The sequence below is a fragment of the Aeromonas sp. FDAARGOS 1407 genome, from assembly GCF_019048725.1.
Classification (GTDB): Bacteria; Pseudomonadota; Gammaproteobacteria; order Enterobacterales; family Aeromonadaceae; genus Aeromonas; species Aeromonas enteropelogenes.
Genome location: NZ_CP077399.1, coordinates 2,448,296 through 2,471,969 on the forward strand (window position 1 = coordinate 2,448,296; position 23,674 = coordinate 2,471,969).

The window sequence follows — 23,674 nt, forward strand, 5'->3', positions numbered from 1 at the left end:
TTTTCTCGATGAGCTGCGATGGAACGCGGGATCCGGGTCTTTGCCTCGCGCAACAGGCCCGCGGAACCTGTTCACTCAATTTCAGGAAATGCCATGAATACCAGCTCCATGACCATAGGCAAGAAACTGTCGGCCGGTTTTGCCGTGCTCGGCCTGATGGTTGCCTTTATCGGCGGCTTTGCAATCGTTCAGTTTGGCAACATGAACGGAGCGGCGCTGCGCTTTACCGACAGCATACTGCCGGCCGTCAACCGGACCACCCTGATTGGGGATCGCATCAGCGAACTGCGTCGCTATGAACTCGGCTACTTCGTGGTGGCCGAGGATCCGAAACTGCGAGCGGAATATCGTAATGTGGCCGCTGATCTGATCCGCAAGGTGGATAAGCAACTGGCCGGCCATGACCGCACCATCTGGGCGGAAGATGTGGAAGAGCGTCGCGCCTTCGACGGCGTCAAGGCGGAGTGGACCCGTTATGTCGCCCTGCACCAGCGGGTCACGCAGCTGCAGGACAACGGCCAGATGGCCGAAGCCCAGAAAATCTTCCTGGCAGAAGGGGTGCCGCTCTTTGGCTCACTGCATCACTATGTTGACGAGCTGATCCGTATCAACCACGGCTATGCCACAGACTCTCGCTCCGATGTGGTGGCCTCCTACGATGGCGCCAAGTGGAGTGTCTCCATCGCCCTGGTGGTCTCCCTCATTCTGGTGGTCATGCTCTCCATGCTGCTCACCCGCCAGATCCGCGATCCCCTCATCATGCTGGCTCGTCAGGCGCAGCGTATCGCCGGTGGCGAGCTGGGGCAGGGCGAACTGCAACAGTGGATCAAGGAGAACCGCTTCAACCGTGACGAGCTGGGCCAGCTGGGCAGCGCCATCAACCGGATGCAGACCTCCCTGTCCGAGCTGGTGAGTGAGATCGCCGGATCTGTCAGCCAGCTCAGCAGCGCGGTGGAGGAGGTGAGTGCCATCTCAAGTCAATCTGCCAGCGGCATGGCCATCCAGCAGAGCGAAGTCTCCCAGGTTGCCACCGCCATGAACGAGATGCAGTCCACCGTCAACGAAGTAGCCCGCAATACCACGGATGCCATGAGTGCCGCCAAGGATGCTTCCCGTACCTCGGCCGATGGCAACCAGGTGGTACGCAGCGCCATCAGCAGCATCGAAGAGGTCTCCGAGAAGATTGAGCAAGCCGGTGCCGTGGTTCAGCAGCTGGAGGCGGACAGCGCCAACATTACAGTAGTGCTGGATGTGATCCGCGACATCGCCGGCCAGACCAACCTGCTGGCCCTCAATGCAGCCATCGAGGCCGCACGGGCAGGGGAACAGGGTCGTGGCTTTGCCGTGGTGGCGGACGAGGTTCGCTCCCTGGCCCAGCGCACCCAGGATTCCACCGCCGAGATCAGCAAGATGATCGAGCTGCTGCAAAGCCGCGCCGCCGAGGCGGGCAACGCCATGCAGCTGAGCCGTCACCAGATGCAGGAGAGCGTGGGACTGGCGCGGGATGCGGGGACCAGCATCGACACCATCAACAGTGCCGTGGTGCGCATCACCGACATGAACACCCTGATCGCCACCGCCACCGAGGAGCAGAACGCGGTGACCGAAGAGCTCAACCGCAATATCGTCAACATTCACAATGCAGCGGACGAGAATGCCCAGGGCGCGAGCCAGATTGCCCAGGCCTGTGGCGAGCTGAGCAAGCTGGCCAATACCCTGCACCATATGACTCAGCGCTTTACCCTCTAGAGCCTTGCTGGCGTGATAACGAAAGGCCCCGCCAATTGGCGGGGCCTTGTCGTTTCTGGCAGTTTTTTTGACCGTAGGGTCGATTAGCGAAGCGTAATCGGCCGACGCCAGACCCCTTACCTGACTATTTAGCTCAGCCCGATGATGTCGCCGTTATCGTCGATATCGATATGACGATAGGCTGGCAGGCTGCCCAGGCCCGGCATGGTCATGATGGGGCCCGCCAGGGCATAGACGAAACCGGCGCCGGCGCACAGTTTCACTTCGTCGACGGGGATCTCGAAATCTCGGGGCACGCCCTTTTTTGCCGGATCATGGCTGATGGAGAGGGGGGTCTTGGCCATGCAGATGGGCAGATGATCCCAACCTTCGGCCGAGAGTCGTGCCAGCTGCTGGCGCGCCTTGTCGGAGAGGATGACGCCGCGGCCGCCGTAGCCGCACTCCACCAGGGTGGCGAGCTTGGCACTCAGGCTCATTTCGTCGGGATAGAGCAGGGAGCTCCGGCTCGGCAACGCGCAGGCATCGACCACAGCTTGGGCCAGCTCGGCGGCCCCTTCACCGCCCTGCACGAAAGCATGGGAGATGGCGGTGCTACAGGCTCCTGCGCTCATTGCTTCACTCATCAGCAGCTCAAGTTCAGCCTGGCTGTCGGTGGGGAAGCGGTTGATGGCGACCACCACGGGCACCCCGTAACGGCGGGCATTGCGAATATGCCAAACGAGGTTGGCACAGCCCTGGCGCAGGGTGGCCAGATCTTCCCCCTGCAGGCTGGCGGGCAACGGCTGGCCGGGGCGGATATCGAGCAGGCCGCTGTTGGCCTTGAGGCCACGCACCGTGGCCACCAGCACCACGCAGGAGGGGGTGATGCCGGATTGGCGGCTCTTGATGTTGAAGAACTTCTCCAGCCCCATGTCGGAGCCAAAGCCTGCCTCGGTCACCACATAGTCGGTGAGGCCAAGGGCGATGCGATCGGCAATCACCGAGGAGTTGCCGTGGGCGATGTTGGCAAACGGCCCCGCGTGCACCAGCACAGGGGTCTGCTCCGTGGTCTGCATCAGGGTGGGTTGCAGGGCATCTTTGAGCAGCACCGTCATGGCGCCGGCCACTTCAAGTTGCTCGGCGGTGATGGGGTTGCCGTGGATATCAAGGGCCAGCTGGATACGGCCGATGCGCGCGCGCAAGTCTTTCAGATCGCTGGCCAGCGCCAGGATGGCCATCAGCTCGGAGGCGGCGGTGATGACGAAGCGATCGCTGCGCTCCACCCCATCGGCCGGCTCTCCCTGACCTATGGTGAGATGGCGCAGGGCGCGATCATTCATGTCGAGGGTGCGTGGCCAGAGAACCTGAGCCGGATCGATGTCGAGCCGGGGCAGGCCGGTTTTGGCGCTGAACTGGTCGCCGAGTTTGCGCTCGTGAAACAGGCGGGCATCGAGGGCTGCGGCGGCCAGGTTGTGGGCGGCACTCAGGGCGTGAAAATCACCGGTCAGGTGCAGGTTCATCTCCTCCATCGGCACCACCTGGGCATGACCGCCCCCGGCGGCGCCCCCCTTGACCCCGAATACGGGACCGAGGCTCGGCTGACGTATGGTGGCGATACTGGGGTGGCCGATATGGTTGAGCCCCATGGAGAGTCCGAGGGTGGTGACCGTCTTGCCCTCGCCGAGCGGGGTCGGGGTGATGGCGCTCACCAGCACCAGCTTGCCGGCCTTGGGGTTGGCCTGTTTGAGCAGATCCAGGCTCAATTTGCCCTTGTAGTGGCCGTAGGGATAAAGCAGATGCGGCGGGATGGCGAGGCGCTGGGCCAGCTCGTGGATGGGGAGGCGGGGGGACTGGCGGGAGATCTCGATATCGCTTAGCATCAGCACCTCGTTGGCATGTCGGGGTAGAATATGCGGCGAAGTCTAGTGGAATATAACGGGTAATCCAATGACGAAAACGATTTTATTTGGTGAGGGAGAGAGTGCTCAGGATCCTCTTCTGCTGGATCTCAATGCGCTCTATCACCCGCCCAAACAGCCGCTCACCGCCCTTGGCATCGTCAGCGCCCTGGTGCCCCTGTTCGGGTTTGGCTGGCAGGCGATGACCCAGGACTCGCGCACCCAGCTGCAACACGAGATCGCAAAACGCATCAACAAGCGTCGCAGCGACGAGGCAAACCTCATCTTGATCCTGCAGCTGGCCGCCATGTTTGACTGCAGGGAGCTTGAGGTGACACTGCCCTACGCCTTGAGCGACCAGCAGTTGACGGCGATCCGCACCCGTTTGCCGCGCTGGCTGCTGACCCCGGAGCCGGCACGCCTGCTGGCCCACCTGCCTGCGTCACCTTCTGTCTCCAGTCAGGCTTAGCTTCAGGCCGGCTGATCCCACTTCTGCGGGGCGAGATAACGCTCCTGCACGAATTCGATAAAGCAGCGCACCTTGGCCGAGACGAAGCGCCGATGCGGATAGACCGCATAGAGCCCCACTTCACCCTTGTTCCACTCGGGCAACAAGCTTACCAGCCTGCCATCGTTCAGGGCCTCCCCCACGATGAAGGTGGGCTGCAATATGATGCCCTGATCATCACAAGCGGCGCGGGTCAGCGCCACCCCGTTGTTGGCGCGAAGCGGCCCCTGCGGGCGCACGCTCTGGGACTCCCCATCCCGTTTGAAGTGCCACTCCGGCTGGGTCAGGGTGTAGACGAGGCAGTCGTGCTGCCTGAGATCGTCAGGGCTCTTTGGTATTCCCTTGCGGGCCAGATAGGCCGGGCTTGCGCACAGCTCGAGCCGGATCGTCGCCAGCTGGCGCGCCACCAGGGAGGAGTCGCTCAGATGGCCGATCCGCAGCGCCAGATCGAACCCCTCTTCCACCAGTGCCACCCGCCTGTCGCTGTATTCGATATCCAGCTTGAGATCGGGGAAGCGCTCGCGAAACAGCGGCAGGGCGGGGGAGAGGTGCAGGTAACCAAAATCCATCGGCACCGACAGCTTGAGAGTGCCATTGGGCTGCTGGTTATGGTGGGTGAGCTGGCTGTGGGTCTCTTCGAGCTCCGCCAGCAAGGCCTGCGAGCGCTGATAGTAGAACTGGCCCGCCTCGGTGGGATTGACCTGGCGGGTGGTGCGCGACAGCAGGCGGGTGGCGAGAGACTCCTCCAGCTGCTGCATCAGCTTGGAGGCCATGGCCACCGAGATGCCGAGCTGATGGGCCGCCTTGGTAAAACTCTGGCACTCCACCACCTTGATGAAGGTACGCATGGCGGCGATCTGATCCATTTTCCATCCTCAGTAAATAATTAATTTAATAAATCACTGATTATTCATTCAGGCAAGGAGGTTAGCATTTTGTTTACCGATGTGAACCCAATGAAGGAACGAACGGATGAAAATGACCAAGGCCCTGCTGGCCTCCTGCCTGTTTATGGCGACCCCCCTGATGGCGGCCGATTACGATGTCGATGCGGCGCACACCACGGTGCAGTTCAAGGTGGGCCACCTCGGCTTCTCCGAACTGGTGGGCCGTTTCAACACCTTCAGCGGCACCTTCAGCATGGATGACGCCAACCCGACCGCCGCCAAGGCGAGCTTCGAGGTGGATGCCGCCAGCGTGGATTCCAACCATGAGGCCCGGGACAAGCACCTGCGTAGTCCCGATTTTCTCGACGTGAAGCAGTATCCCAAAATGACCTTCGTCAGCTCCGCCTATGAAGGCAGCAAGGATAAGGGCGTGCTCAAGGGGACCCTGACCCTGCACGGCGTCAGCAAGGAAGTGGCTTTCGATCTGGTCAAGATCGGCGAGGGCAAGGATCCCTGGGGCGGCTATCGCAGCGGCTTCAACGCCTCCACCACCATCAAGCGCAGCGATTTCGGCGTGAACTACATGCTGCCGGGCATCCCTGACGAGATGGCTATTCAGCTGTTTGTCGAAGGCGTGCGCAAGTAATGGGTGCGGCACTTCTGCTTCAAACCCTGGCGGCCCCCTTGGGGGCCGCTTTGCTGTCATGGCGCTGGCCGCGCGCGGCGTATCTGTGGGGGGCGCTGGCCCTCTGGCTGGTGGGCTCGCTGCTGGGCGGTTTCTATGGCGTGCCGGTCAAGGCGTGGCAGTGGCTGCCGTTGACCCTGCTGGTGCCCGCCATCGCGGCCCAGCTGGCGGACAAGCGCGCAGCCTTGCTGCTGTTTGCCGTGGCGGGTGCCCTGGTGTGGTGGCAGGGGCTGGCCTCTGTGCTGGCTGGCGAGCCGCGCATCTGGCTGGCGCTGCTGCCCGCCATCGTCTGGTACGGCGTTGCCGCCTGGCAGGGGGATAGCCGCGAGGGGCTGGGTTTTGCCCTCGGCTTTGTCTGGCTGGCGCTGGTGATCGGTATCGATGGCAGTCTGCTGATCGCCCAGCTGGCGGGGGCCCTGGCGGCATTGACCGGTTTTCGGGCGCTGCTGGCCACCTTTGCCGGGGCGAAAGTGGCGCCTGCCGCCCTGGCGTTGGCGCTGGCCTTCGTCCAGATGCTCGCCTGGCAATACGTGGAGGTGCCTTTGAGCGTCTTGCTGCCGGTCTGGCTGCTGCCGCTGCTGGAGTGGGGGCTTCGCAACACCCGGTGGCAGACCCGTTGGGGGATCCTGATCCTGCTGGCCGGGGTGGGGACTGGCATCAGCCTGTGGTGGGTCTGGCCCGAGGCTTCTCTTTACTGAGTTTTTGCATAAAAAACAGACAATTATGAGCATTTTTGCATACCTGCTCATACTCTTGGCAGATAATGATTGAGCCGCCTATGTGTTTAAGATAAAAAGGATTTTCATTTCACTGGATACACACAGAACCCGGTCATGCCGGGTTCTGTTTGCCTGCTTTGCGGCACATTAAGGAGGCCACAGTTGCGCAGTCAAGGATCTGAGCATCTGTTTTTTCGCCATTTTATCGATCAGGGACGTATCGATGGTCTTTGCATCCTGCTGGTCACCCATCTGCTCCCCGACCGCCCCCGCTTTATCGAGGCCCTTGGTCAGATGGGGCGCATCGCAGCCATCCTGCCAAAGCCCAAATCGGTGCATGCGCCGACCCTGGAGTGGGTCTCCCGCCACTATCCCGTCTGTACCCTCAACCGTCAGTGGACCAATGATCCCGATGGTGTCATCGCCCAGATAGCCCCGCTGGTAGCCCCCCACGAACGACTTATCATCCTCGATATCGGCGGTTATTTTGCCAAGACCCAGGCGACCCTGAGCGAGTATTTCGGCCCCCGTTTTCTCGGCGTGGTGGAGATGACCGAGAATGGCCATCAGCGCTACGAGCAGGAGGTGCTGGCGACCCCTGTCGTGTCGGTGGCGCGCAGCCCCCTCAAGCAGGCCGAGGATATCCAGATTGGCCTGAGCGTGGTCTACTCCGCCGAATCGCTGGCTCGCACGCTCAACCGCACCTTCAATGTCTGCGAGGCGGCGCTGTTCGGTTATGGCAAGGTGGGGCGCAGCATCGCCCGCGACCTGCGCTGCCGCAACCTCCATCTGGGGCTGGTGGAGACGGACGTGCTGCGCCAGGTCGAGGCGCTCTCCCACGGCTTTCGCCTGATCACCAAGGAGGAGGCCCTGCGCCGCGCCGAGCTGGTGATCTGCTCCACCGGCAATGGCTCTCTCGATCTCGCGGATCTGCAGGCACTGCGCCCGGGCACCATGGTGGCCTCGGTCACCTCCGCCGACGACGAGTTCGCCTTCTGCCTGGCCCGGCTACCCTGGCCGAGCGAGGAGGTGTGTCCCCATGTGCTGGCCCTCAACCGTCCCGATGGCAGCCAGATCTATCTGCTCAACCGGGGCGAGGCGGTCAACTTCGTCCATGGCGCCGTCATCGGTGAATACGTCTATCTGGTGCTGGCGGAGATCATGGAGGGGATAAGGATGCTGGCCGCCGGCCCCCTGGCTCCCAGCCTGCTGGAGCTGCCGGAATCCACCATGCGGGCCATCGCCCGCCACTGGCTGACCGATTTTCATGGAGTGACCGAATGAGCGACTTGTCCATCCTGGTCGGCAAACCCCGCATCGAGATCCGCTACTGCACCCTCTGCCGCTGGATGTTGCGCGCCGCCTGGCTGGCCCAGGAGCTGCTCTCCACCTTCGACAGCGAGCTAGGTGAGGTAGCCCTGGTACCGGCCAGCAAGGGTGAATTTCGCATCCTGGTGAATGGCGTGCAGGTGTGGGATCGGGTGGCTGACGAGGGCTTTCCCGAGGCCAAGGAGATCAAGCAGCGGGTGCGCGACATCATCGCCCCCGAGCGCGACCTTGGCCACGCCGATCGCAAGCCGGCTGCCGAGTAAGGGGACGCTGGTCCTGACAAGGGCAAGTGCCAGAGACAATAGAAACATACCAAGAGGGAGGCCGTGGCCTCCCTCTGTTATTGCAGCGCACCTCTATTGTGGCGTTCGCCCCTCGCCAGGGGCCAGCTCCACGTCCTGTGGGTTGCCGATATAGCGGGCCCGCTTGTGGGGCTTGATGCGGCTCACATCCACCCACACCAGGCCGTCGATGCAGTGATTGAAGTCGGGGTCGATGCCAAAGTCCATAAACTGCACGCCCCCCGGCTCGCACAGCTCGGAATACTGCTTGTAGAGGGTGGGAATGGCGCAGCCCAGGTTGTCGAGACGGCCCTTGAGCTCCCTGAGATCGGCGCTGTAATCCGTGCCCGCGAACAGCGGCGGCGTCATGGGGTAGGGGCGACGCGACGGGGCGAGCGCAAGCGTGGGGGCAAAGTGCTGGCGATAGAAGCTTACCAGTAGATCCTTGGCCGCCGGCGGCAGGCTGCCGGACAGTGACACCGGGCCAAACAGATAGCGGTAGTCGGGATAGCGGGCCAGATAGGCGCCGATGCCGAACCAAAGGTAATCCAGACCCCGCTTGCCCCAGTAGGCGGGCTGGATAAAGCTGCGGCCCAGTTCAATGGCCTGCTCCAGCCGAGGCAACAGCTTCTCCTCGAAGCCGAACAGGGTGTGGCTGTAGAGGCCGGCCAATCCCTTGCTTGCCAGCAGCTCGGCCACCGGGGCGAAACGGTAGGCGCCTATGATGTCGAGCCTGGCCGGATCCCAGAGGATGAGGTGGTAATAGTCATCGTCAAAGCCGTCGAGATCCCGCCGCTTGCCCGAGCCTTCCCCCACCGCTCGAAAGGCGATCTCCCGCAATCGACCCAGCTCGCGCAGGATCACCGAATGACCCGTCTCATGGCGGCGATAGAGCAGGATGGATTGGCCATCCGGAGTGTGGCCGAGCACCTCGCTGCGATCGATGGCCTGCTTGAGCAGGCGGCGATCCTCCGGCAGGGCGATGGGGGCCTCGGTCGCAAGCTTGCCCGCCTGTCCTCGCCCGATGCGATAGAGGTGGCTTCGCACCAGCCGTGCCGCCGTTTTGGCGGGCAGATCGCCAAGGCTGGAGGAGGGGATCCTGGCCCCGATGGTCATCGGCAGTGTCTGCCCCTGCTGGCGGAACAGCTGGCGAACCAGCAGCAGGCCGGAGGCCGGTTTGCTGAGCCAGGAGAGAAGGTAAAAGCCGAGGCTGTTGTGCCCCCCCAGATGGACGGGCACCAGCGGAGTGCGGGTACGCTGGGCCAGCTTGATGAAGCCTCCCTGCCAGGGGCCATCTTTTACTCCCTTGGGACCGAGGCGCGATACCTCGCCGGCGGGGAAGATCACCAGCGCCCCTTCCCCCGCCAGGTGCTCCCCCATCGCCAGAATGGCGCGCCTGTCCGTCTTGCCTCCCAGGTTGTCCACCGGCAGCAACAGGGAGCGTAGCGGCGCAAGCTGGGCCAGCAGCTGGTTGGCCACGATTTTCACATCGGGGCGGATGCGGCCGAGCAGGCGCAGTAGTGCCAGCCCGTCGAGAGACCCTATGGGGTGGTTGGCGACGATGATCACCCGGCCACTGGCGGGGATGTGTTCCAGCTGCGCCTCGCTGACCCGGTAGTCGAAGTCGAGCTGGGCCAGCACCTGTTCGACAAAATCGAGTCCGCGCAGGTGAGGGTAGCGGCTGGCAAACTGCTGGAAGACCTGCTCGTTGAAGAGCCAGGCCAAGGCCCGCTTGCTGAGCGGGGCGAGTGCGGGGGAGCCATGCAGGCGGGGAAAGTGCTGGGCAAGCAGGGTATCGACACTGAACATCTGGGGCGCTCCGGCGAGGATTTGCCCCATCATGAGGGTGATCTGTTCCCGCCGTGTGGCAGCGGGATGACAGTTTGATGGCAGGGCGAAGGGAGTCGCCCTGCGGGTTATCGGCGAGGATCAGCCGCGCCAGGCGGCCGTCAGGCGAACCAGTTCCACCAGGGTAGCGACCGCTTTTTCCATGGATTGCAGCGGGATGAACTCGTGCTTGCCGTGGAAGTTGTGGCCACCGGTAAACAGGTTGGGACAAGGCAGTCCCATAAAGGAGAGGCGGGCACCGTCGGTGCCACCGCGGATCGGCTTGACCCTGGGGCTCACGTCGGCCGCGATCATCGCCGCCTTGGCCAGCTCCACAATATGCATATGCGGCTCAATCTGGCTGCGCATGTTGCGATAGCTGTCGGTCAGGGTGAGCTCGATGCGGGCCTTGGGGTACTCGGCCTGCATGGCGGCGACCCGTCGCTCCATCTCGGCCTTGCGACTGGCAAACCCCTCGTCGTCGAAGTCACGGATGATGTAGTGCAGGGTGCACTCCTCCACAGTGCCGTTCATCTGGGCCAGGTGGAAGAAGCCTTCGTAGCCCTCGGTACACTCGGGCGTCTGCTCGGCCGGCATGGCGGCTTGGAAGCGGGCGGCCAGAGTCTGGCTGTTGATCATGCTGCCCTTGGCGGTACCCGGGTGCACGTTGTTGCCGACAAAACGGATGGTGGCGCTGGCGGCGTTGAAGTTCTCGTATTCGAGCTCTCCCAGTTCGCCGCCATCGACGGTATAGGCCCACTTGGCCGGAAATCTGTCCAGTGGGAAGAGGTTGGCGCCGCGGCCTATCTCCTCGTCCGGGGTGAAGCCGACCCAGATATCGCCGCGAGGGATCTCGGGGTGAGCCAGCAGATGATCGATGGCGGTAAGGATCTCGGCGATGCCCGCCTTGTCGTCGGCACCGAGCAGGGTAGTGCCGTCCGTGGTAATGAGATCCTGGCCCAGGTAGTTTTTCAGGAAACGGTAGTCGCGGATGGTCAGCACCTCGTCACCCTTGCCAAGGCAGATATCCCCACCCTGGTAGTTCTCGATGATCTGGGGCTCCACGTGCTCGGCCTCGTAATCGGCGGTATCCATGTGGGCGATAAGACCGATGGCGGGAGCCTCTGGCTGGTTGCCCGGCAGGCAGGCGGTGAGGTAGCCGTGTTCGTCCAGGGTGACCCGGGTCAGCCCCAGGGCTTCCATCTCTTCCTTGAGGACTCGGGCAAAGACCAGCTGGCCTTCACTGCTGGGACAGGCGGGATTGGTCTCGTCAGAGCGGGTATGAAAAGTCACGTAACGCAAGAAACGCTCAAGCAGGGTATCCATTAGTAGCCTCCGGTAATGAAGGGTCATTGTGGCCAATCCCGTTTTCTCGCTCATTGCGTCAGCGCAGGTTTTCTCCATTTTTTATGTCGGGGCGTCACTCCCTGACGCGGGTGGGCCCGCTCTGCATAAAGCGAAGGGGTTTCAGGATTTTTAGGCGCCGGCAAAGAGCTGCTTTTTGGCTGCAAGGCCCGCCTGGTCAGGGCTGCCCGTCATGGCGGAAAAACGTGACTCTTTTCAGGGGTAAAGGAGGGGGAGCGAATGAGGCGCTATCCCTGATGGCGCCTGCCTGGCAGCGATATTCACACGGGTGAAAAAAAGGGGATTTGCAACGCGATTTTTTATTGTCACGGCCGGCCTTAAGTGTGTACACTCCGCGCCGATCCAAGGGTAACCCTGACGCAGGCAGAGGCCGCCAGACACCCGGACGATCACACGCCTATAGGGCGAGGCACGCAGAAACGACAGACACTGCTGGGGAATGGTTTCTTTAATACCGGTTAGGCTCCGGTATCAGGGAGAACAACAGACTCTCATTTTGCATTTGACCGAGTGAGCCGACGGCTCATCATCTTCCCTTGTCATGGGCGGTCACTGGAAATGGGTTGGCTGTGGTTGTTGTCGTCTATCAACACGCATGCGTGCTGGCGCCTTCGCATCTCTTCCTTGAACCTCTCTCCTGCTGTCGTGATGGCTGCCGAATGATGAACAGACTGCGTGGCTGATGCTGTCTGTCATCAAAGTACCGCGGTACTACGGCATCGTAGCACCGCATACCGTTGAGCTTGATGTAAAGCCACCAGCCCCACATCAAGACTCGTTACTTCCCAAAATCCACCAGGCAGCCTTGGCTTGCCGCAAATGGTCTGGATGTGATTGAGGGTAACGAAGGCGGCCACCGGCCGCTCATTTGCGAGGCATAGCCCATGACTAACTGGTCCAGCAAGGACTCCTTGAAGGTCTACAACGTTCCCTACTGGGGTGCGGGTTTTTTCAATATCAATGACGCCGGTCATGTGACCGTTGCTCCCGACAAATCACGCCCTGATGCACAGATCGTGCTCTCCGACGCCATCGAACAACTGCGTCAATCCGGGCTGACCACCCCTGTGCTGCTGCGTTTCCCCGACATCCTCAAGAGCCGGGTCGATGCGCTGTTCAACGCCTTCGGTCAGGCCATCGAGAAGTCAGGCTATGAAGGGGACTACCTGTGCGTTTACCCGATCAAGGTAAACCAGCAGCGCCGCGTCATCGAGACCATCAGCCAGTCCTACAGTGACAAGCCCCGGCTTGGCCTGGAAGCTGGTTCCAAACCGGAACTGCTTGCCGTGTTGTCCCATCACCATGAGCAAGGCTCGGTGATCGTCTGCAACGGTTACAAAGATCGCGAATATGTCCGCCACGCCCTGCTGGGCAACCTGATGGGCCACAAGGTCTACATCGTGGTGGAGAAACCCTCCGAGCTGGAAATGGTGCTGGACGAGTCAGCTCGTCTCAACATCAAGCCCAACATCGGGGTGCGTGCCAAGCTCGCTTCCACCGGCTCCGGCATGTGGGAATCGAGCGGCGGCTCCATGTCCAAATTTGGCCTGTCCGCCTCCCAGATCCTGGCGCTGATCGAGCGTCTGCGCAGCGTCGGCAAGCTGGACTGCCTGCAACTGCTGCACTTCCACCTGGGCTCCCAGATCGCCAACATCCGCGACATCCAGGGTGGCATCCGCGAGTGCGGCCGTTTCTACGCCGAACTGCGTCGCCTCGGTGCCAACATCGAAGTCGTTGACGTAGGCGGTGGCCTGGGTGTGGACTATGAGGGTACCCGCTCCCAGAGCCACTGCTCCGCCAACTACAGCCTCTCCGAGTACGCCAACAACGTGGTGTGGGGCATTGGCGACGTGTGCCGCGAGTTCGACCTGCCGCACCCGACCATCATCAGCGAGTCCGGCCGAGCCCTGACTGCGCACCACGCCGTGCTGGTAACCAACATCATTGGTGCCGAAGGGGTCGAGGTGAACGACATCAGTGCCCCGGATGAAGACGCGCCCACCATTTTGCAAAACATGTGGAAAGGCTGGCTGGATCTGCGCGGGGAAGATCCCTCCCTGCTGGAGATCTTCCACGATTCGGTGGCGGATCTGGCAGACGTCAACACCCAGTACACCATGGGCCTGCTCAATCTCGAGCAGCGCGCCTGGGCCGAGATGCTGCACCAGAACACCTGTCTGGCACTGAAAGAGCTGCTCAACCCGGTCAACCGCAACCACCGTGCGCTGGCTGACGAGCTCTCCGAGAAGTTGGCGGACAAGTGCTTTGCGAACTTCTCCCTGTTCCAGTCCCTGCCGGATGCCTGGGGTATCGGTCAGGTGTTCCCGGTGATGCCGCTCTCCGGCCTCGAGCGTCCGCTCACCCGCCGCGGCATCCTGATGGACATCACCTGCGACTCCGACGGTCAGGTGGAGCACTACGTCGACGGTCTGGGTGTGGAAAGCACCCTGCCGATGCCGGTGTATGGCCAGAACGAAGAGTGCCACGTCGGCTTCTTCCTGGTGGGCGCCTATCAGGAGATCCTCGGCGATCTGCATAACCTGTTCGGTGACACCCACTGCGCGGAAGTGTGGCTGGACGAGGAAGGCAAGATGGACATCCGCAACGTGGTGCGTGGCGACACCGTCGACCAGCTGCTGCGTTACGTCAACATCGACCCGTCCGTGATCCGCGAGAACTACCAGCGGATCGTCTCCCACCCGGCACTGGACGACGCGACCCGCAAGGCCCTGCTCGACGAGCTGGAGCTGGGTCTGCAAGGCTACGCCTACCTGGAAGACGAATAAGCGCCCGCGCTGGTTCGTTGCCCCGATGGCAGCAAAGAAAAGGGAGGCAGATGCCTCCCTTTTTTCATATCTGAGCGGTCATGAGCCCAGGGCCAGGTGCAAGTCATGCTGCAATTGCCGGCCATCCTCGCCCGGCAAGGCAACCACTCCCAGCCGCAGCGCCTCCTCTATGGTGAGGGTGCCGGCCAGCAGGGCGTCGAGGGCGGCCTCGCTCAGCAGCATCACCCTGTCATCCGCATGAGGCCCGGGGGTGTGCAACTGCAGCAGCAGCGACTCCTTGCCACGCAGCCTCGACCAGAGCCCGGAATCGACCAGCAGGATGGAGACGCCGCCCCTGACGCCGGCCTGCTGGAAGCGGCTCTTCAGGGCCTGCAGCCAGGCCTGGCTGCGGGTAAACCCCGCCTCGCCGGTGAGGGGGGGCAGACGGGTCAGTCTGTCATCATTGACCGCCGCCGCGGTCGCCATGGCGACGTCGAGCGTACCGGGCCAGCTCTGTTCAAACGGATTGGGGTAGAGTGCGTCATAACCGCAAGTCTGCCCCATCCCGGGGATGAGGCAGAGCAGGGTCATGCACACGCGCAGGGTGCGTCGCATCATGGGGTCACTATGTTGAACCAGAAGTTGAACTTGTCGAGCAGGCCGACGAAGTCACTGAAGGTCTGCTGGTCGCCCTGAACCTTGATCTCGCCGCTGGCGATCTTCTGCTCCAGCGTGCCCTGGCCCAGCTGGATGTCGTCCAGGGTCTGCTTGCTCAAGGTGAGGGTAACATCCGGCTTGGCGGCATAGCGGGTGGTGTGGTTGAGTACGGCGTTCTCCAGGCTCAGGGTGTGTTTCTCCCCGATGTCGGTGAAGTCCATGTTGATGACCATCTTCTTGCCGGCCGCTTTCTCCGGATTGATGCGTACCGCCAGATAGTCGAACAGCATGCTGGGACTCATGGCGCGAATGGTATCCGGCGAGGCGGTAACGGTACCGCCAGCAGTGGGCACGCCGTTGCGCAGCTCATAGGCCCCCTGCAGATAGACGGAGCGCCATGGGCCGGACTCGGCCTGATAACCCAACTGTTCGAGCGCGTCGGCCAGCAGCAGCTTGCCCTCCTGGTTGTTGGGGTTGGCGAATACCAGATGCTTGAGCACTTCCGCTACCCAGCGATATTCCCCCTTGTCGAACGACGCCTTGGCTTTCTTCAGGAGCGCTTGCTCACCACCCATGAACTCGACGTATTTGGGGCCGACCATCTCGGGTGGCAGGTTGTCCAGATCGGAGGGGTTGCCGGAGTACCAGCCCATGTAGCGCTGATAGACGGCCCGGCTGTTGTGGCGCAGGGTGCCGTAGTAACCGCGGTTCGGCCAGAAGTCGTTGAGCTCGGGGGGCAGGGCAATCTTCTCCGAGATCTCCTCACCCGTGTAGCCCATGTTCATCAGGCGCACCGACTGATCGTGGATGTACTTGTAGAGATCCCGCTGCTTCTTGAAGTAGTCGACGATGCTGGCATTGCCCCAGCGCGGCCAGTGGTGGCTCTGGAACTTGACCTGGGCCTGGTCGCCCCAGGTTTCGATGGTCTCGTTGAGGAAGCTGGACCACTTGAGGGCATCGCGCACCTGGGCGCCGCGCAGGGTGAGGATGTTGTGCATGGTATTGGTGGTATTCTCGGCCATCCAGAGCGCCTTGCTGTCCGGGAACCAGGTGTTCATCTCGGCCGGCGCTTCGGTGCCCGGAGTCATCTGGAAGACCATCCGCACGCCATCCAGGGTGACCTCTTCCCCGGTCTTGGTGATGAAGCGGGTTGGCAGCAGCAGGGAGGGAACGCCGGTGGAGGTGGTCTGCCCCAGGCCGCCATTCACGCCTCCCTGGGCATTGCGCGGCAGCAGGGCGCCATACATGTAGACGGCGCGGCGGGCCATGGCATTGCCGGCGATGACGTTTTCCGAGACCGCATGCTCGGTGAACCCTTCGGGGGCGATGATCTGAACCCCGTTCTTTTTCACCTCATCCTGCGAGTTGAAGAGGCCGGCTGCCCCGCCGTAGTGATCCACGTGGGAGTGGCTGTAAACCACGGCGCTGACCGGCCGCTCGCCCAGGGTCTTGTTGATGAAGGCGAGGGCCGCCTTGGCGGTCTGCGGCGAGATCAGCGGGTCGAAGACGATCCACCCCTTGTCACCCTGGATGAAGGTGATGTTGGAAAGATCGAAGCCGCGGATCTGGTAAATCTTGTCGGTCACCTTGAACAAGCCGTACTCCATGTTCAGCTGGGCATTGCGCCACAGGCTCGGGTTGACGGTATCCGGCGCCGTCTTGTCCAGGCCGATATAGGTCTTGTATTGCTCCAGATCCCATACCACGTTGCCCTTGTCATCCTTGATGGTGAGGGTATCCGGTTTGGCGATGAAGCCGCGCCGGGCGTCCTCGAAATCCTGCTTGTCGTTGAATGGCAGGGTGTGCAGCACATTCTGGTTGGCCTGAATGGTAAATTCGGTGGCCGGCTTGGGGTTGATGACGGCCCAGGCCGGCTGCAACAGCAGGGAGCCGGAGAGGCATAGGGTGACAATGGTGTGTGTCGAGAACTTGAGCTTCATTTGTCTTTCTCCAGATTGTGGTGGGTAGGCAGGACCAAGTGTAGTCAGACTCTGATGCCTCCCGGTAAACAGGGTGAGTGACGGGTAGCCGAGATGGCGCCTGACGACATGTCCCATCAACATGGTCAGCATCGCTCTGTTAGTCGGGCGTTGCGGCATTGCGCCGAGGGCACGGCAATGGGTTAGGCACCAGAGTAGCGAGGCCGGCGGCAGCAATCATGGCAGCCGGCAATAAACGACAGTTAAGCAGCCGTTAAATGAGGGGGGCAGCTTGCGGCAATCAGGTGCAGTTGGCGGATAAACCACTGGAGGCCGGGATCCCGGCCCTGCGCCTGGTGCCAGCTGAGATAAACGGGGCAGTGGCTGGAGGCCCAGGGCAGCGGAAAATCCTTGAGCCGCAGGGTGTCGCGCACCTGTGTGACATGCCACTGGCTGACCACGCAGAGCCACTCGGTCTGGCTGACCAGGGAGAGGGCGGTGAGCAGGGCGTTGCTCTCATAGGCAATCTTGCGGGGAGGCAGGGCCTGCTCGCTGAGGCTGCGGATGACCCAGTCATCCTTGCGGCGCACATCCCAGACCACCTGCTCCTCGGCAAAGAAGGTTTCGAAGTCGAGACTCTCCCCGATGCGCGGATGATCGGCGCGACAGGCCACCCTGAGCTCCAGGGTCAGCAGGGATTCGTTGCAAAAGCCGGGCTCCTCCACCGCCGTGCTGGCCAGCACCAGGTCGATATTGCGAAGGCGCAGCGCCTGCTGACGCAGGTGCTCTTCAAACATGCCGGGCACCGACTCCACCCGGCAATGGGGCGCCACCCTGGCCAGATGGGCGAGCAGCGCCGGCAACAGCAGGAGATCGAGATCCGGGTGGCTGGCGATGCGAAAAATGCGCTGGCTGGTGAGTGGATCAAACTCCTGGTTGAGCAACAGGGATCGCTCCAGGGTGTGCAGGGCGGTGCGGATCTCTCTGTGCAGTCCGAGGGCGCGGCTGGTGGGGATGATCCCGCGTCCCTCGCGGCGAAACAGGGGCTCGCCGATGAGATCGCTGAGCCTGCGAATGGCCTGACTGATGGCGGCGGGGGTCATCTCCAGGCTGGCGGCGGCGGCCGATACCCCCTTCTCGGTCATGACGCGATCGAAGATGCGAAACAGGTTCAGATCTATGTGCGGGTAGGACATTTATGCATCCTCTGCTTGCCTGGTCGATATGGCGCAGGCGCCTCATGCCGGTGAGGCTGCCCATGATGTGAAGGGTGCCCAGGAGATTGCTCATCTTCCATTCAGCCCGATGTCATTGTGGCGGACATGGCTGACTGAGAACTTAACAGGAAGCAGATGGCCTTCAATGGGCGATAAACAGTGTCTATCGGAACTTTTTTGCCGACAAATCGCGGTGTCGCCACCCGGACTTGATCTGTATCAAGTTTGTAACGCTCTGGTTACTTTACGGTCGAAAATGATGTTGGTGGTATGACACAAAAGGAAGCTTGTATGGAACTCAAAAGGGACCCGAGATGCTATACCGATGTCTGTATCGACGGTAAGTGGTATCACTATGACCACTGCAGCACGAACGTCTACATGCTGATGGGCGGCGCCGCCCCAAGCCTGCAATTGGCCTATGAGCCGAGCAGCGAAGAGGAGCTGGTGGAGATGCTCCGCCAGCTTGCCTGCATCTGACTATCCTGTTGGCCATCGGACGCCTTGTCGCGATGGCCATCTTCTTTCCTCGTCAATGGCCCGCTTTTCGATCGAATAATCCCTTGCCAGCTTCCAGCAGTGCCGTCGCCGCGGCATAGGCTTCGTCTGATTTGCCTATTTCGTCAGCCACATAGAGAAAGCCGGACTGGTACTTCTCCACCGCCTCTGTCGGGCTTTGGGCATCGATAAAATCCTCTTGGACCTCGAATCCCTGGGCCAATAACGCCTCTTTCTCAATCAAAAAAGTGGGGGAGGCCATGTCGATAAAGGTGTATTGCTGCCGGCTGGATGCCGGAATGCTGAAAAACTGGTATCTCGCCATCTGAAATTCCTTGCCTGAACGAGGTGATAGAGGGTGGCTCTTTCAATCTGTCGTATCTGGCCCTTGCCTCGAACTCCCTGATTCGGGAGAGCGGGTTGGCCATGTTTTGTTTTCGTTCGAGACTACGTCTTTGTCCCCAGCCAAGCAAGACGGGGTAGTTGTTTTTGTGCAGGGAGGTTGAGCTGGCTCTCATCCGGGCCTTGATGGCGGCGAGTTGCCAGGCGAAGTCGCTATCCAGAAAAAGGGCCACCTGGGGTGGCCCTTTTGTTGTGTCGTCACCGCGAGTTAATTGAACGCCAGGAAGGGCGATACGCAGAGCAGCAGACCGGTGATGATGATGATGTAGAGGGAAGTGCCCTTGTACTTGTGCAGCGCTGGCACCTGATAGACCAGATAAGCCGGGATGAGGCAGCCCACCATGCCGAAGATGGGGCTGCAGATGGAGGTAAAACTCAGCACGGGGGCGTTGAGCACGATGGCGCCCCAGGAGAGCATGACGGTAAACAACATGATCCCTTTGCCTACCAGATCCCGGTTGATGCGCTCATCGGGCATGACGCGGCGCAGCAGGTTCATGGTCAGCCCCTGGCAGGCTTCCCGAAAACCGAGATAGACGCCGAAGTAGGCGGTCATCACCGCGAAGATGTTGAGAGTCAGGCTCAAGAGTTTGAGGGTCTGGCCCGGCACGCCCTGTGCCACCATGGCCAGCGCCGAGATGTTCTCCTCGGAGGCCCTGACTGCCTGCTCGTGGCCCATGGCCAGGGTGAAGGAGATGGCGTAGAAGAAGACCACCACGAACAGGATGCCGAAGGCGATGTTCATGGCACGCATGGCCTTGAAGCGGGCCACCTCCAGGGATTTTTCCCGCGAACGGTAGGAGATCACCATGGGGCTCAGGCTTTGGATAAAGAGGATGGAGGTCAGGGTGAAGGGGAGCATGATGACGGCATCCTTCATCCAGTGACCGACGGTGGGCATGGCGGTGATATTGGCCGCATCCCATTTGTCCACCATCATCAGACCGAGCAGGGCTACCACGCTGATCTTGGTCAGTACCATGAAGCTGGAGATCTTGAACAAGAGGTTCTCGCCGCGGGATGCCAGCGCCACCAGGGCGCAGATCAGTACCAGACCGTAGAGCGGGTTTTTCGAGAGCAGGGTGTCGGTGATGCCGAAACTGTGGAGGAAGGAGGCGCTGTCATTGGTGATGGCGGTGGAGTAGACAAACACCCAGATCACCAGCATCACGAAGTAGAGGGCGCCGAGCAGCATGCCCCAGTTCTTGCCCAGGTAACCCGTGATGACGCTGGGGTAATCCTTGCACTCGGGGGAGGTGGCCAGGGTATTGATGAAGAGGCGCTGGAACATGTACATGGCCGGGTAACCGATCACCGCCGACAGCAGGAAGACCCACAACCCCATCAGCCCCACCTGTACCGGCAGGAAAACGATCCCCGCCCCGATGGCCATGCCGATGCTCATGATGATCCAGCCCCAGTCGGTGCTGTCAAAACGAACCGCCTCTTTCCATTCCAGTGTGCCCATCAGCGGGCCCTTGTGTATTGCGCTACCCGTGCCCGTGGCGGGCTGGGTGGTTGCCGTTGTGTACATATCTAGAGTCCCTTGTTTTTGTAATGGCAATGAATTCGGTGCAAATATAGTTGAATAAAAAGTTGGCGGACAATGCTCTTTTATCCAAAGAAGGAGGTCGATCACGCTTTTTGTTTACAATAAAATGGAATTCATGACTAGGTTTTTAGTTTTTAGTTGAATAACTCAATTAATAAGCAAATAATGTTGAGTGAAAGCAAAACAACGTTTGCAAAAATAATTGCATATTAAGGAGTGGCGATATGAAGAAACAGGTCATAGTGGCGAATGCCGCACCCGATGCCATCGGCCCCTACAGCCATGGCACTGCCTATGGCGATCTCATCTTTACCTCCGGTCAGTTGCCGGTCTGCAAGCAGCAAGGGGGCGTGGTGGAAGGGGGCATCACGGCCCAGAGCCAGCAGGCGCTGGAAAACCTGAAATCCGTGCTGGAGGCGGGTGGCGGCTCGCTCGATACCGTGCTCAAGACCACCTGTTACCTGGCGGAGATCAGCGATTTTGCCGCATTCAACGCGGTTTATAAACGCTATTTCCAGCAGGATTGTCCGGCGCGCAGCTGTTTCGCGGTGAAAGATCTGCCCATGGGGGTCAGGGTGGAAGTCGAAGCCATCGCCCATATCGCCCGTTAATGCACACAGAAAGGTTCTCGCAATGAAACAAGCATGGCAGCAGTATCTGAAGATTATTCAACAGGTTGTCAAACCGGCGCTGGGCTGTACCGAGCCCATCGCCGCCGCTTATGCCGCGGCCGTCGCCGCCAGGGCGCTGGGGTGTGAGCCCGAGCGTCTGTCGGTGGTGGTCTCGGACAATCTCTACAAGAACTCCATGGGGGTCTATGTACCCGGCACCGGCAGGATAGGGCTGGCCATCGCCGCAGCTGCCGGCGCCATCGGCGGCAAGGCTGATGCCGGGCTCGAGGTGCTGGCTGCCATTACCCCGGAGCAGGTGGCTCGTGCCCAGGTCCTGATCGACGCAGGTGCCGTGCTGGTCAGTCGCACCGAGGCCCCTGAGTTCATCTACTGCCGGGTGACAGTGTCCGGTCATGATGAGCAGGGTGAGGAGCACAGCGCCGAGGTGACCCTGTGCGGGGGGCATACCCGCATCGTCGAGCAGCGTCGGGATGGCGAGGTCACCTTCGCGGCGGACCCGGCCCAGAGTGGCGCCACCGGGGCCATCTGCGACGGGGTCGACATCAGCATCGCTGCCATCCACGAATTCGCCACCCAGGTGGAGTTCGAGCAGATCCGCTTCATTCTCCAGGCCTCCGAACTCAACGGCCGGCTCTCCGACGAGGGGATGAGCAATCCCTATGGCCTCGAGATCGGGCGCACCATGCAGCAGAACATCCAGGCTGGCCTCATCGGCGAGGATGTGATGAACCGCATTGTGATGCGCACCGCCGCCGCCTCCGACGCCCGCATGGGGGGCGCCAGTCTGCCCGCCATGAGCAACTTCGGCAGCGGCAATCAGGGTATTGCCGCCACCATTCCCGTGGTGGTGATTGCCGAGCGCTATGGCGCAAGCGAAGAGCAGCTGGCTCGCGCCCTCATCATGAGCCATCTGGGCGCCATCTATATCAAATCCCACTATCCGCCGCTGTCGGCATTTTGCGGCAACACGGTCACCAGTGCCGCCGCTGCCATGGCCATGGTCTATCTGGCGGGGGGGAGCTTCGAGCAATCCTGTCATGCCATCCAGAACGTGCTGAGCGACAGTGCCGGCATGGTGTGTGATGGGGCGAAAGCCTCCTGCGCCATGAAGGTGAGTACTTCCTCCAGTGCGGCGGTGCGCGGCTTCCTGATGGCCCTCAACAGCCACTCGGTTTCGGGGCAGGGGATCGTCGCAGGCAACGTGGAACAAACCATCCGCAACGTCGGTCAGATGGTCAAGGACGGCATGGCTGCCACAGACAGCACCATTATTGATATCATGTCCGCCTGAGTGTCCCTGTCGGCTGCTGCCCGGCGCCCCGAGTCCGGCGCAGCAGCCCCTGCATTAAGGTCCCAATGTGAAGCTGCAAGAGTTGAGTCCGAGTGATTTCGAGATCCTCAAGGCGATGGAAAACATAGTGGATGGCATCGCCGCCATGTATGGCCAGCATACGGAGGTATTGCTCCACAGTCTGGATGCGCGCAACCCCTCGATCATCAAGATTGCCAACGGTCATATCACGGGCCGTAGCGTCGGTGCTCCCATCACCAACCTGGCGCTGATGAAGCTCAAGAGCGGGCAGGATATCTCCAGCCCCTACCTGACCAAGTGCGCCACCGGCAAGACGCTGCGCTCCCTCACCACCATCATTCGCAATGGCGAGCACCAGCCGATCGGCATGCTGTGCATCAACACCGACATGGATGCTCCGCTGCAATCCGTACTGCGGGCCATGATGCCCGAGTGCATGCACACCCACGAGCATTCCACCACCCCCGAGGTGTTCGCCCGCAACATCGACGAGGCCCTCAACAGCACCATCGACACCATCAGCAGCGAGGTGCGTGGCAACGAGGCGGTACCGCCATCCCAGAAGACCCGGGTCATCGTCAACCAGCTGCACGACATGGGGATCTTCGAGCTCAAAGACAGCGCCCAGATCGCCGCCCGCCAGCTTGGTATCTCGGTGCACTCCATCTACCGCTACCTGCGGGAGATCAAGAAGGGGTAATCTGGGTCCACAACGTCAAAAGTGGCCGCGTGACATCCCGAATGGGTTTTCCCTTGCTGCCAACGAGCGCTTTTTATGCAACGTATTCTGTTTGTTGAGGATGACCCCGAGATTGGCGAGCTGATCAGCAACTGGCTCGGACGTCACGAGATGGAAGTGATCCTGGAGAGCAGGGGAGACAGGGCGCTGGCCAGGGTCGAGGCCGAACGGCCTGATCTGGTACTGCTCGATATCATGTTGCCGGGGCTCGATGGCATGTCCCTGTGCAGGGCATTGCGACCGCGCTTTGGCGGCCCTATCGTCATGCTCACCTCCCTCGACAGCGACATGAACCAGATCCTGAGCCTGGAGCTGGGGGCGAACGACTATATCCTCAAGACCACGCCCCCGTCCGTGCTGCTGGCCAGGTTGCGGGTGCAGTTTCGACATCACCAGCAGACGCTGCAGCCGGTGGCGGTGACCTCGGCGCCCCAGACTCTGCAATTTGGCCGTCTGTGCGTCGATGGGGCGGGGCGGGATGTGCGGCTCGACGGTCAGAGCATTGCCCTCTCCACCGCCGATTTCGATCTGTTGTGGGAGCTGGCCTGTCACGCCGGCCAGATCCTGGGGCGGGAAGCCCTGTTCCAAAGCCTGCGGGGCCGGGAGTATGACGGGCTGGATCGCAGCATGGATGTCGCCATCTCCCGCTTGCGGCGCCGGCTCGGCGATGACACCAATAACCCGGTGCGCATCAAGACGGTCCGCCAGAAAGGCTATCTGTTCGTGCCCCACGCCTGGGAATAACCGGGAGCAG

21 protein-coding genes are annotated in these 23,674 nt (G+C 61.4%); 12 read left to right on the top strand and 9 right to left on the bottom strand.

Annotation, left to right across the window (positions count from 1 at the left end; all coding sequences use genetic code 11):
• Nucleotides 1-93: 93 nt before the first annotated feature.
• Nucleotides 94-1,749: a methyl-accepting chemotaxis protein gene (locus I6L37_RS11775; RefSeq protein WP_216991909.1), complete on the top strand. Its 1,656-nt coding sequence runs from the start codon at nt 94-96 to the stop codon at nt 1,747-1,749.
• 128 nt (nt 1,750-1,877) lie between these two features.
• Here I6L37_RS11775 and I6L37_RS11780 read toward each other — a convergent pair whose 3' ends face one another.
• Nucleotides 1,878-3,608 (bottom strand): formate--tetrahydrofolate ligase, encoded by a 1,731-nt coding sequence (locus I6L37_RS11780; protein WP_216991910.1) that lies wholly within the window; start codon nt 3,606-3,608, stop codon nt 1,878-1,880.
• A gap of 67 nt (nt 3,609-3,675) precedes the next feature.
• On the opposite strand from I6L37_RS11780, the gene I6L37_RS11785 reads away from it, so the two are divergent.
• On the top strand, nt 3,676-4,095 hold the full coding sequence (locus I6L37_RS11785) for a hypothetical protein (protein WP_026458566.1): 420 nt from the start codon (nt 3,676-3,678) through the stop codon (nt 4,093-4,095).
• A 2-nt stretch (nt 4,096-4,097) separates the two neighbouring features.
• Here I6L37_RS11785 and I6L37_RS11790 read toward each other — a convergent pair whose 3' ends face one another.
• Nucleotides 4,098-5,000: a LysR family transcriptional regulator gene (locus I6L37_RS11790; RefSeq protein WP_042027450.1), complete on the bottom strand. Its 903-nt coding sequence runs from the start codon at nt 4,998-5,000 to the stop codon at nt 4,098-4,100.
• Between the two features lie 106 nt (nt 5,001-5,106).
• Here I6L37_RS11790 and I6L37_RS11795 point away from each other — a divergent pair, with 106 nt between their 5' ends.
• The 4 genes from I6L37_RS11795 to I6L37_RS11810 all read left to right on the top strand — a co-directional run bounded on the left by I6L37_RS11795 (nt 5,107) and on the right by I6L37_RS11810 (nt 8,017).
• The gene (locus I6L37_RS11795) at nt 5,107-5,667 is read left to right on the top strand and encodes a YceI family protein (RefSeq protein WP_042027448.1); all 561 of its coding nucleotides are present in this window, start codon (nt 5,107-5,109) and stop codon (nt 5,665-5,667) included.
• Complete coding sequence (locus I6L37_RS11800) at nt 5,667-6,404, top strand: hypothetical protein (protein ID WP_216991911.1); 738 nt, start codon at nt 5,667-5,669, stop codon at nt 6,402-6,404. The genes I6L37_RS11795 and I6L37_RS11800 overlap by 1 nt, the downstream gene beginning before the upstream one ends.
• Nucleotides 6,405-6,587: 183 nt before the next feature.
• Nucleotides 6,588-7,709 carry an adenosylhomocysteinase gene (locus I6L37_RS11805; RefSeq protein WP_042027443.1) on the top strand — a complete coding sequence of 374 codons (1,122 nt, stop codon included), beginning with the start codon at nt 6,588-6,590 and terminating at the stop codon, nt 7,707-7,709.
• Entirely contained in the window at nt 7,706-8,017 is a 312-nt protein-coding gene (locus I6L37_RS11810; RefSeq protein ID WP_216991912.1) for a SelT/SelW/SelH family protein, read from the top strand. Before I6L37_RS11805 ends, I6L37_RS11810 begins: the two co-directional genes overlap by 4 nt.
• 93 nt (nt 8,018-8,110) lie before the next feature.
• Here I6L37_RS11810 and I6L37_RS11815 read toward each other — a convergent pair whose 3' ends face one another.
• Together I6L37_RS11815 and pepT are read right to left on the bottom strand one after the other, a co-directional pair.
• On the bottom strand, nt 8,111-9,844 hold the full coding sequence (locus I6L37_RS11815; protein WP_216994159.1) for a lysophospholipid acyltransferase family protein: 1,734 nt from the start codon (nt 9,842-9,844) through the stop codon (nt 8,111-8,113).
• Nucleotides 9,845-9,964: 120 nt separating this feature from the next.
• Nucleotides 9,965-11,188 carry a peptidase T gene (gene pepT / locus I6L37_RS11820; protein WP_216991913.1) on the bottom strand — a complete coding sequence of 408 codons (1,224 nt, stop codon included), beginning with the start codon at nt 11,186-11,188 and terminating at the stop codon, nt 9,965-9,967.
• A gap of 923 nt (nt 11,189-12,111) precedes the next feature.
• Here pepT and speA point away from each other — a divergent pair.
• The gene (gene speA / locus I6L37_RS11825) at nt 12,112-14,013 is read left to right on the top strand and encodes a biosynthetic arginine decarboxylase (RefSeq protein ID WP_216991914.1); all 1,902 of its coding nucleotides are present in this window, start codon (nt 12,112-12,114) and stop codon (nt 14,011-14,013) included.
• A gap of 78 nt (nt 14,014-14,091) precedes the next feature.
• On the opposite strand, the gene I6L37_RS11830 is transcribed toward speA, so the two are convergent.
• From I6L37_RS11830 to I6L37_RS11840, 3 genes are all read right to left on the bottom strand, one after another.
• The gene (locus I6L37_RS11830) at nt 14,092-14,610 is read right to left on the bottom strand and encodes a hypothetical protein (RefSeq protein ID WP_216991915.1); all 519 of its coding nucleotides are present in this window, start codon (nt 14,608-14,610) and stop codon (nt 14,092-14,094) included.
• Nucleotides 14,607-16,589: an alkyl/aryl-sulfatase gene (locus tag I6L37_RS11835; protein ID WP_216991916.1), complete on the bottom strand. Its 1,983-nt coding sequence runs from the start codon at nt 16,587-16,589 to the stop codon at nt 14,607-14,609. The genes I6L37_RS11830 and I6L37_RS11835 overlap by 4 nt, the downstream gene beginning before the upstream one ends.
• A 242-nt stretch (nt 16,590-16,831) precedes the next feature.
• Nucleotides 16,832-17,764 carry a LysR substrate-binding domain-containing protein gene (locus tag I6L37_RS11840; RefSeq protein ID WP_216991917.1) on the bottom strand — a complete coding sequence of 311 codons (933 nt, stop codon included), beginning with the start codon at nt 17,762-17,764 and terminating at the stop codon, nt 16,832-16,834.
• Between the two features lie 312 nt (nt 17,765-18,076).
• Between I6L37_RS11840 and I6L37_RS11845 the strand changes: the two genes are divergently transcribed.
• Nucleotides 18,077-18,265, top strand: a complete 189-nt coding sequence (locus I6L37_RS11845; RefSeq protein WP_216991918.1) for a hypothetical protein — start codon at nt 18,077-18,079, stop codon at nt 18,263-18,265.
• A gap of 52 nt (nt 18,266-18,317) precedes the next feature.
• Here the strand turns inward: I6L37_RS11845 and I6L37_RS11850 are convergent, their stop codons facing one another.
• Together I6L37_RS11850 and I6L37_RS11855 are read right to left on the bottom strand one after the other, a co-directional pair.
• Nucleotides 18,318-18,608: a hypothetical protein gene (locus I6L37_RS11850; protein ID WP_026456537.1), complete on the bottom strand. Its 291-nt coding sequence runs from the start codon at nt 18,606-18,608 to the stop codon at nt 18,318-18,320.
• Nucleotides 18,609-18,893: 285 nt separating this feature from the next.
• Nucleotides 18,894-20,153, bottom strand: coding sequence for an amino acid permease (locus I6L37_RS11855; protein ID WP_216994160.1), 1,260 nt, complete (start codon nt 20,151-20,153; stop codon nt 18,894-18,896).
• 308 nt (nt 20,154-20,461) lie between these two features.
• On the opposite strand from I6L37_RS11855, the gene I6L37_RS11860 reads away from it, so the two are divergent.
• From I6L37_RS11860 to rstA, 4 genes are all read left to right on the top strand, one after another.
• On the top strand, nt 20,462-20,848 hold the full coding sequence (locus tag I6L37_RS11860) for a Rid family detoxifying hydrolase (protein WP_042027430.1): 387 nt from the start codon (nt 20,462-20,464) through the stop codon (nt 20,846-20,848).
• Nucleotides 20,849-20,870: 22 nt separating this feature from the next.
• Complete coding sequence (locus I6L37_RS11865) at nt 20,871-22,160, top strand: serine dehydratase subunit alpha family protein (RefSeq protein ID WP_216991919.1); 1,290 nt, start codon at nt 20,871-20,873, stop codon at nt 22,158-22,160.
• A 67-nt stretch (nt 22,161-22,227) separates the two neighbouring features.
• Nucleotides 22,228-22,881, top strand: a complete 654-nt coding sequence (locus I6L37_RS11870) for a transcriptional regulator (RefSeq protein ID WP_026456447.1) — start codon at nt 22,228-22,230, stop codon at nt 22,879-22,881.
• A 75-nt stretch (nt 22,882-22,956) separates the two neighbouring features.
• Complete coding sequence (rstA, locus tag I6L37_RS11875) at nt 22,957-23,664, top strand: two-component system response regulator RstA (RefSeq protein WP_216991920.1); 708 nt, start codon at nt 22,957-22,959, stop codon at nt 23,662-23,664.
• Nucleotides 23,665-23,674 lie beyond the last annotated feature (10 nt).

Bases quoted from the DNA above. Each gene is read 5' to 3' on its own strand.
- I6L37_RS11780 (WP_216991910.1), bottom strand. From the start codon at position 3,608: ATGCTAAGCGATATCGAGATCTCCCGCCAGTCCCCCCGCCTCCCCATC.
- pepT (WP_216991913.1), bottom strand. From the start codon at position 11,188: ATGGATACCCTGCTTGAGCGTTTCTTGCGTTACGTGACTTTTCATACC.
- I6L37_RS11785 (WP_026458566.1), top strand. From the start codon at position 3,676: ATGACGAAAACGATTTTATTTGGTGAGGGAGAGAGTGCTCAGGATCCT.
- I6L37_RS11790 (WP_042027450.1), bottom strand. From the start codon at position 5,000: ATGGATCAGATCGCCGCCATGCGTACCTTCATCAAGGTGGTGGAGTGC.
- I6L37_RS11800 (WP_216991911.1), top strand. From the start codon at position 5,667: ATGGGTGCGGCACTTCTGCTTCAAACCCTGGCGGCCCCCTTGGGGGCC.
- I6L37_RS11855 (WP_216994160.1), bottom strand. From the start codon at position 20,153: ATGGGCACACTGGAATGGAAAGAGGCGGTTCGTTTTGACAGCACCGAC.
- I6L37_RS11845 (WP_216991918.1), top strand. From the start codon at position 18,077: ATGGAACTCAAAAGGGACCCGAGATGCTATACCGATGTCTGTATCGAC.
- I6L37_RS11815 (WP_216994159.1), bottom strand. From the start codon at position 9,844: ATGTTCAGTGTCGATACCCTGCTTGCCCAGCACTTTCCCCGCCTGCAT.
- I6L37_RS11840 (WP_216991917.1), bottom strand. From the start codon at position 17,764: ATGTCCTACCCGCACATAGATCTGAACCTGTTTCGCATCTTCGATCGC.
- I6L37_RS11810 (WP_216991912.1), top strand. From the start codon at position 7,706: ATGAGCGACTTGTCCATCCTGGTCGGCAAACCCCGCATCGAGATCCGC.
- speA (WP_216991914.1), top strand. From the start codon at position 12,112: ATGACTAACTGGTCCAGCAAGGACTCCTTGAAGGTCTACAACGTTCCC.
- rstA (WP_216991920.1), top strand. From the start codon at position 22,957: ATGCAACGTATTCTGTTTGTTGAGGATGACCCCGAGATTGGCGAGCTG.
- I6L37_RS11830 (WP_216991915.1), bottom strand. From the start codon at position 14,610: ATGATGCGACGCACCCTGCGCGTGTGCATGACCCTGCTCTGCCTCATC.
- I6L37_RS11860 (WP_042027430.1), top strand. From the start codon at position 20,462: ATGAAGAAACAGGTCATAGTGGCGAATGCCGCACCCGATGCCATCGGC.
- I6L37_RS11835 (WP_216991916.1), bottom strand. From the start codon at position 16,589: ATGAAGCTCAAGTTCTCGACACACACCATTGTCACCCTATGCCTCTCC.
- I6L37_RS11850 (WP_026456537.1), bottom strand. From the start codon at position 18,608: ATGGCGAGATACCAGTTTTTCAGCATTCCGGCATCCAGCCGGCAGCAA.
- I6L37_RS11795 (WP_042027448.1), top strand. From the start codon at position 5,107: ATGAAAATGACCAAGGCCCTGCTGGCCTCCTGCCTGTTTATGGCGACC.
- I6L37_RS11775 (WP_216991909.1), top strand. From the start codon at position 94: ATGAATACCAGCTCCATGACCATAGGCAAGAAACTGTCGGCCGGTTTT.
- I6L37_RS11865 (WP_216991919.1), top strand. From the start codon at position 20,871: ATGAAACAAGCATGGCAGCAGTATCTGAAGATTATTCAACAGGTTGTC.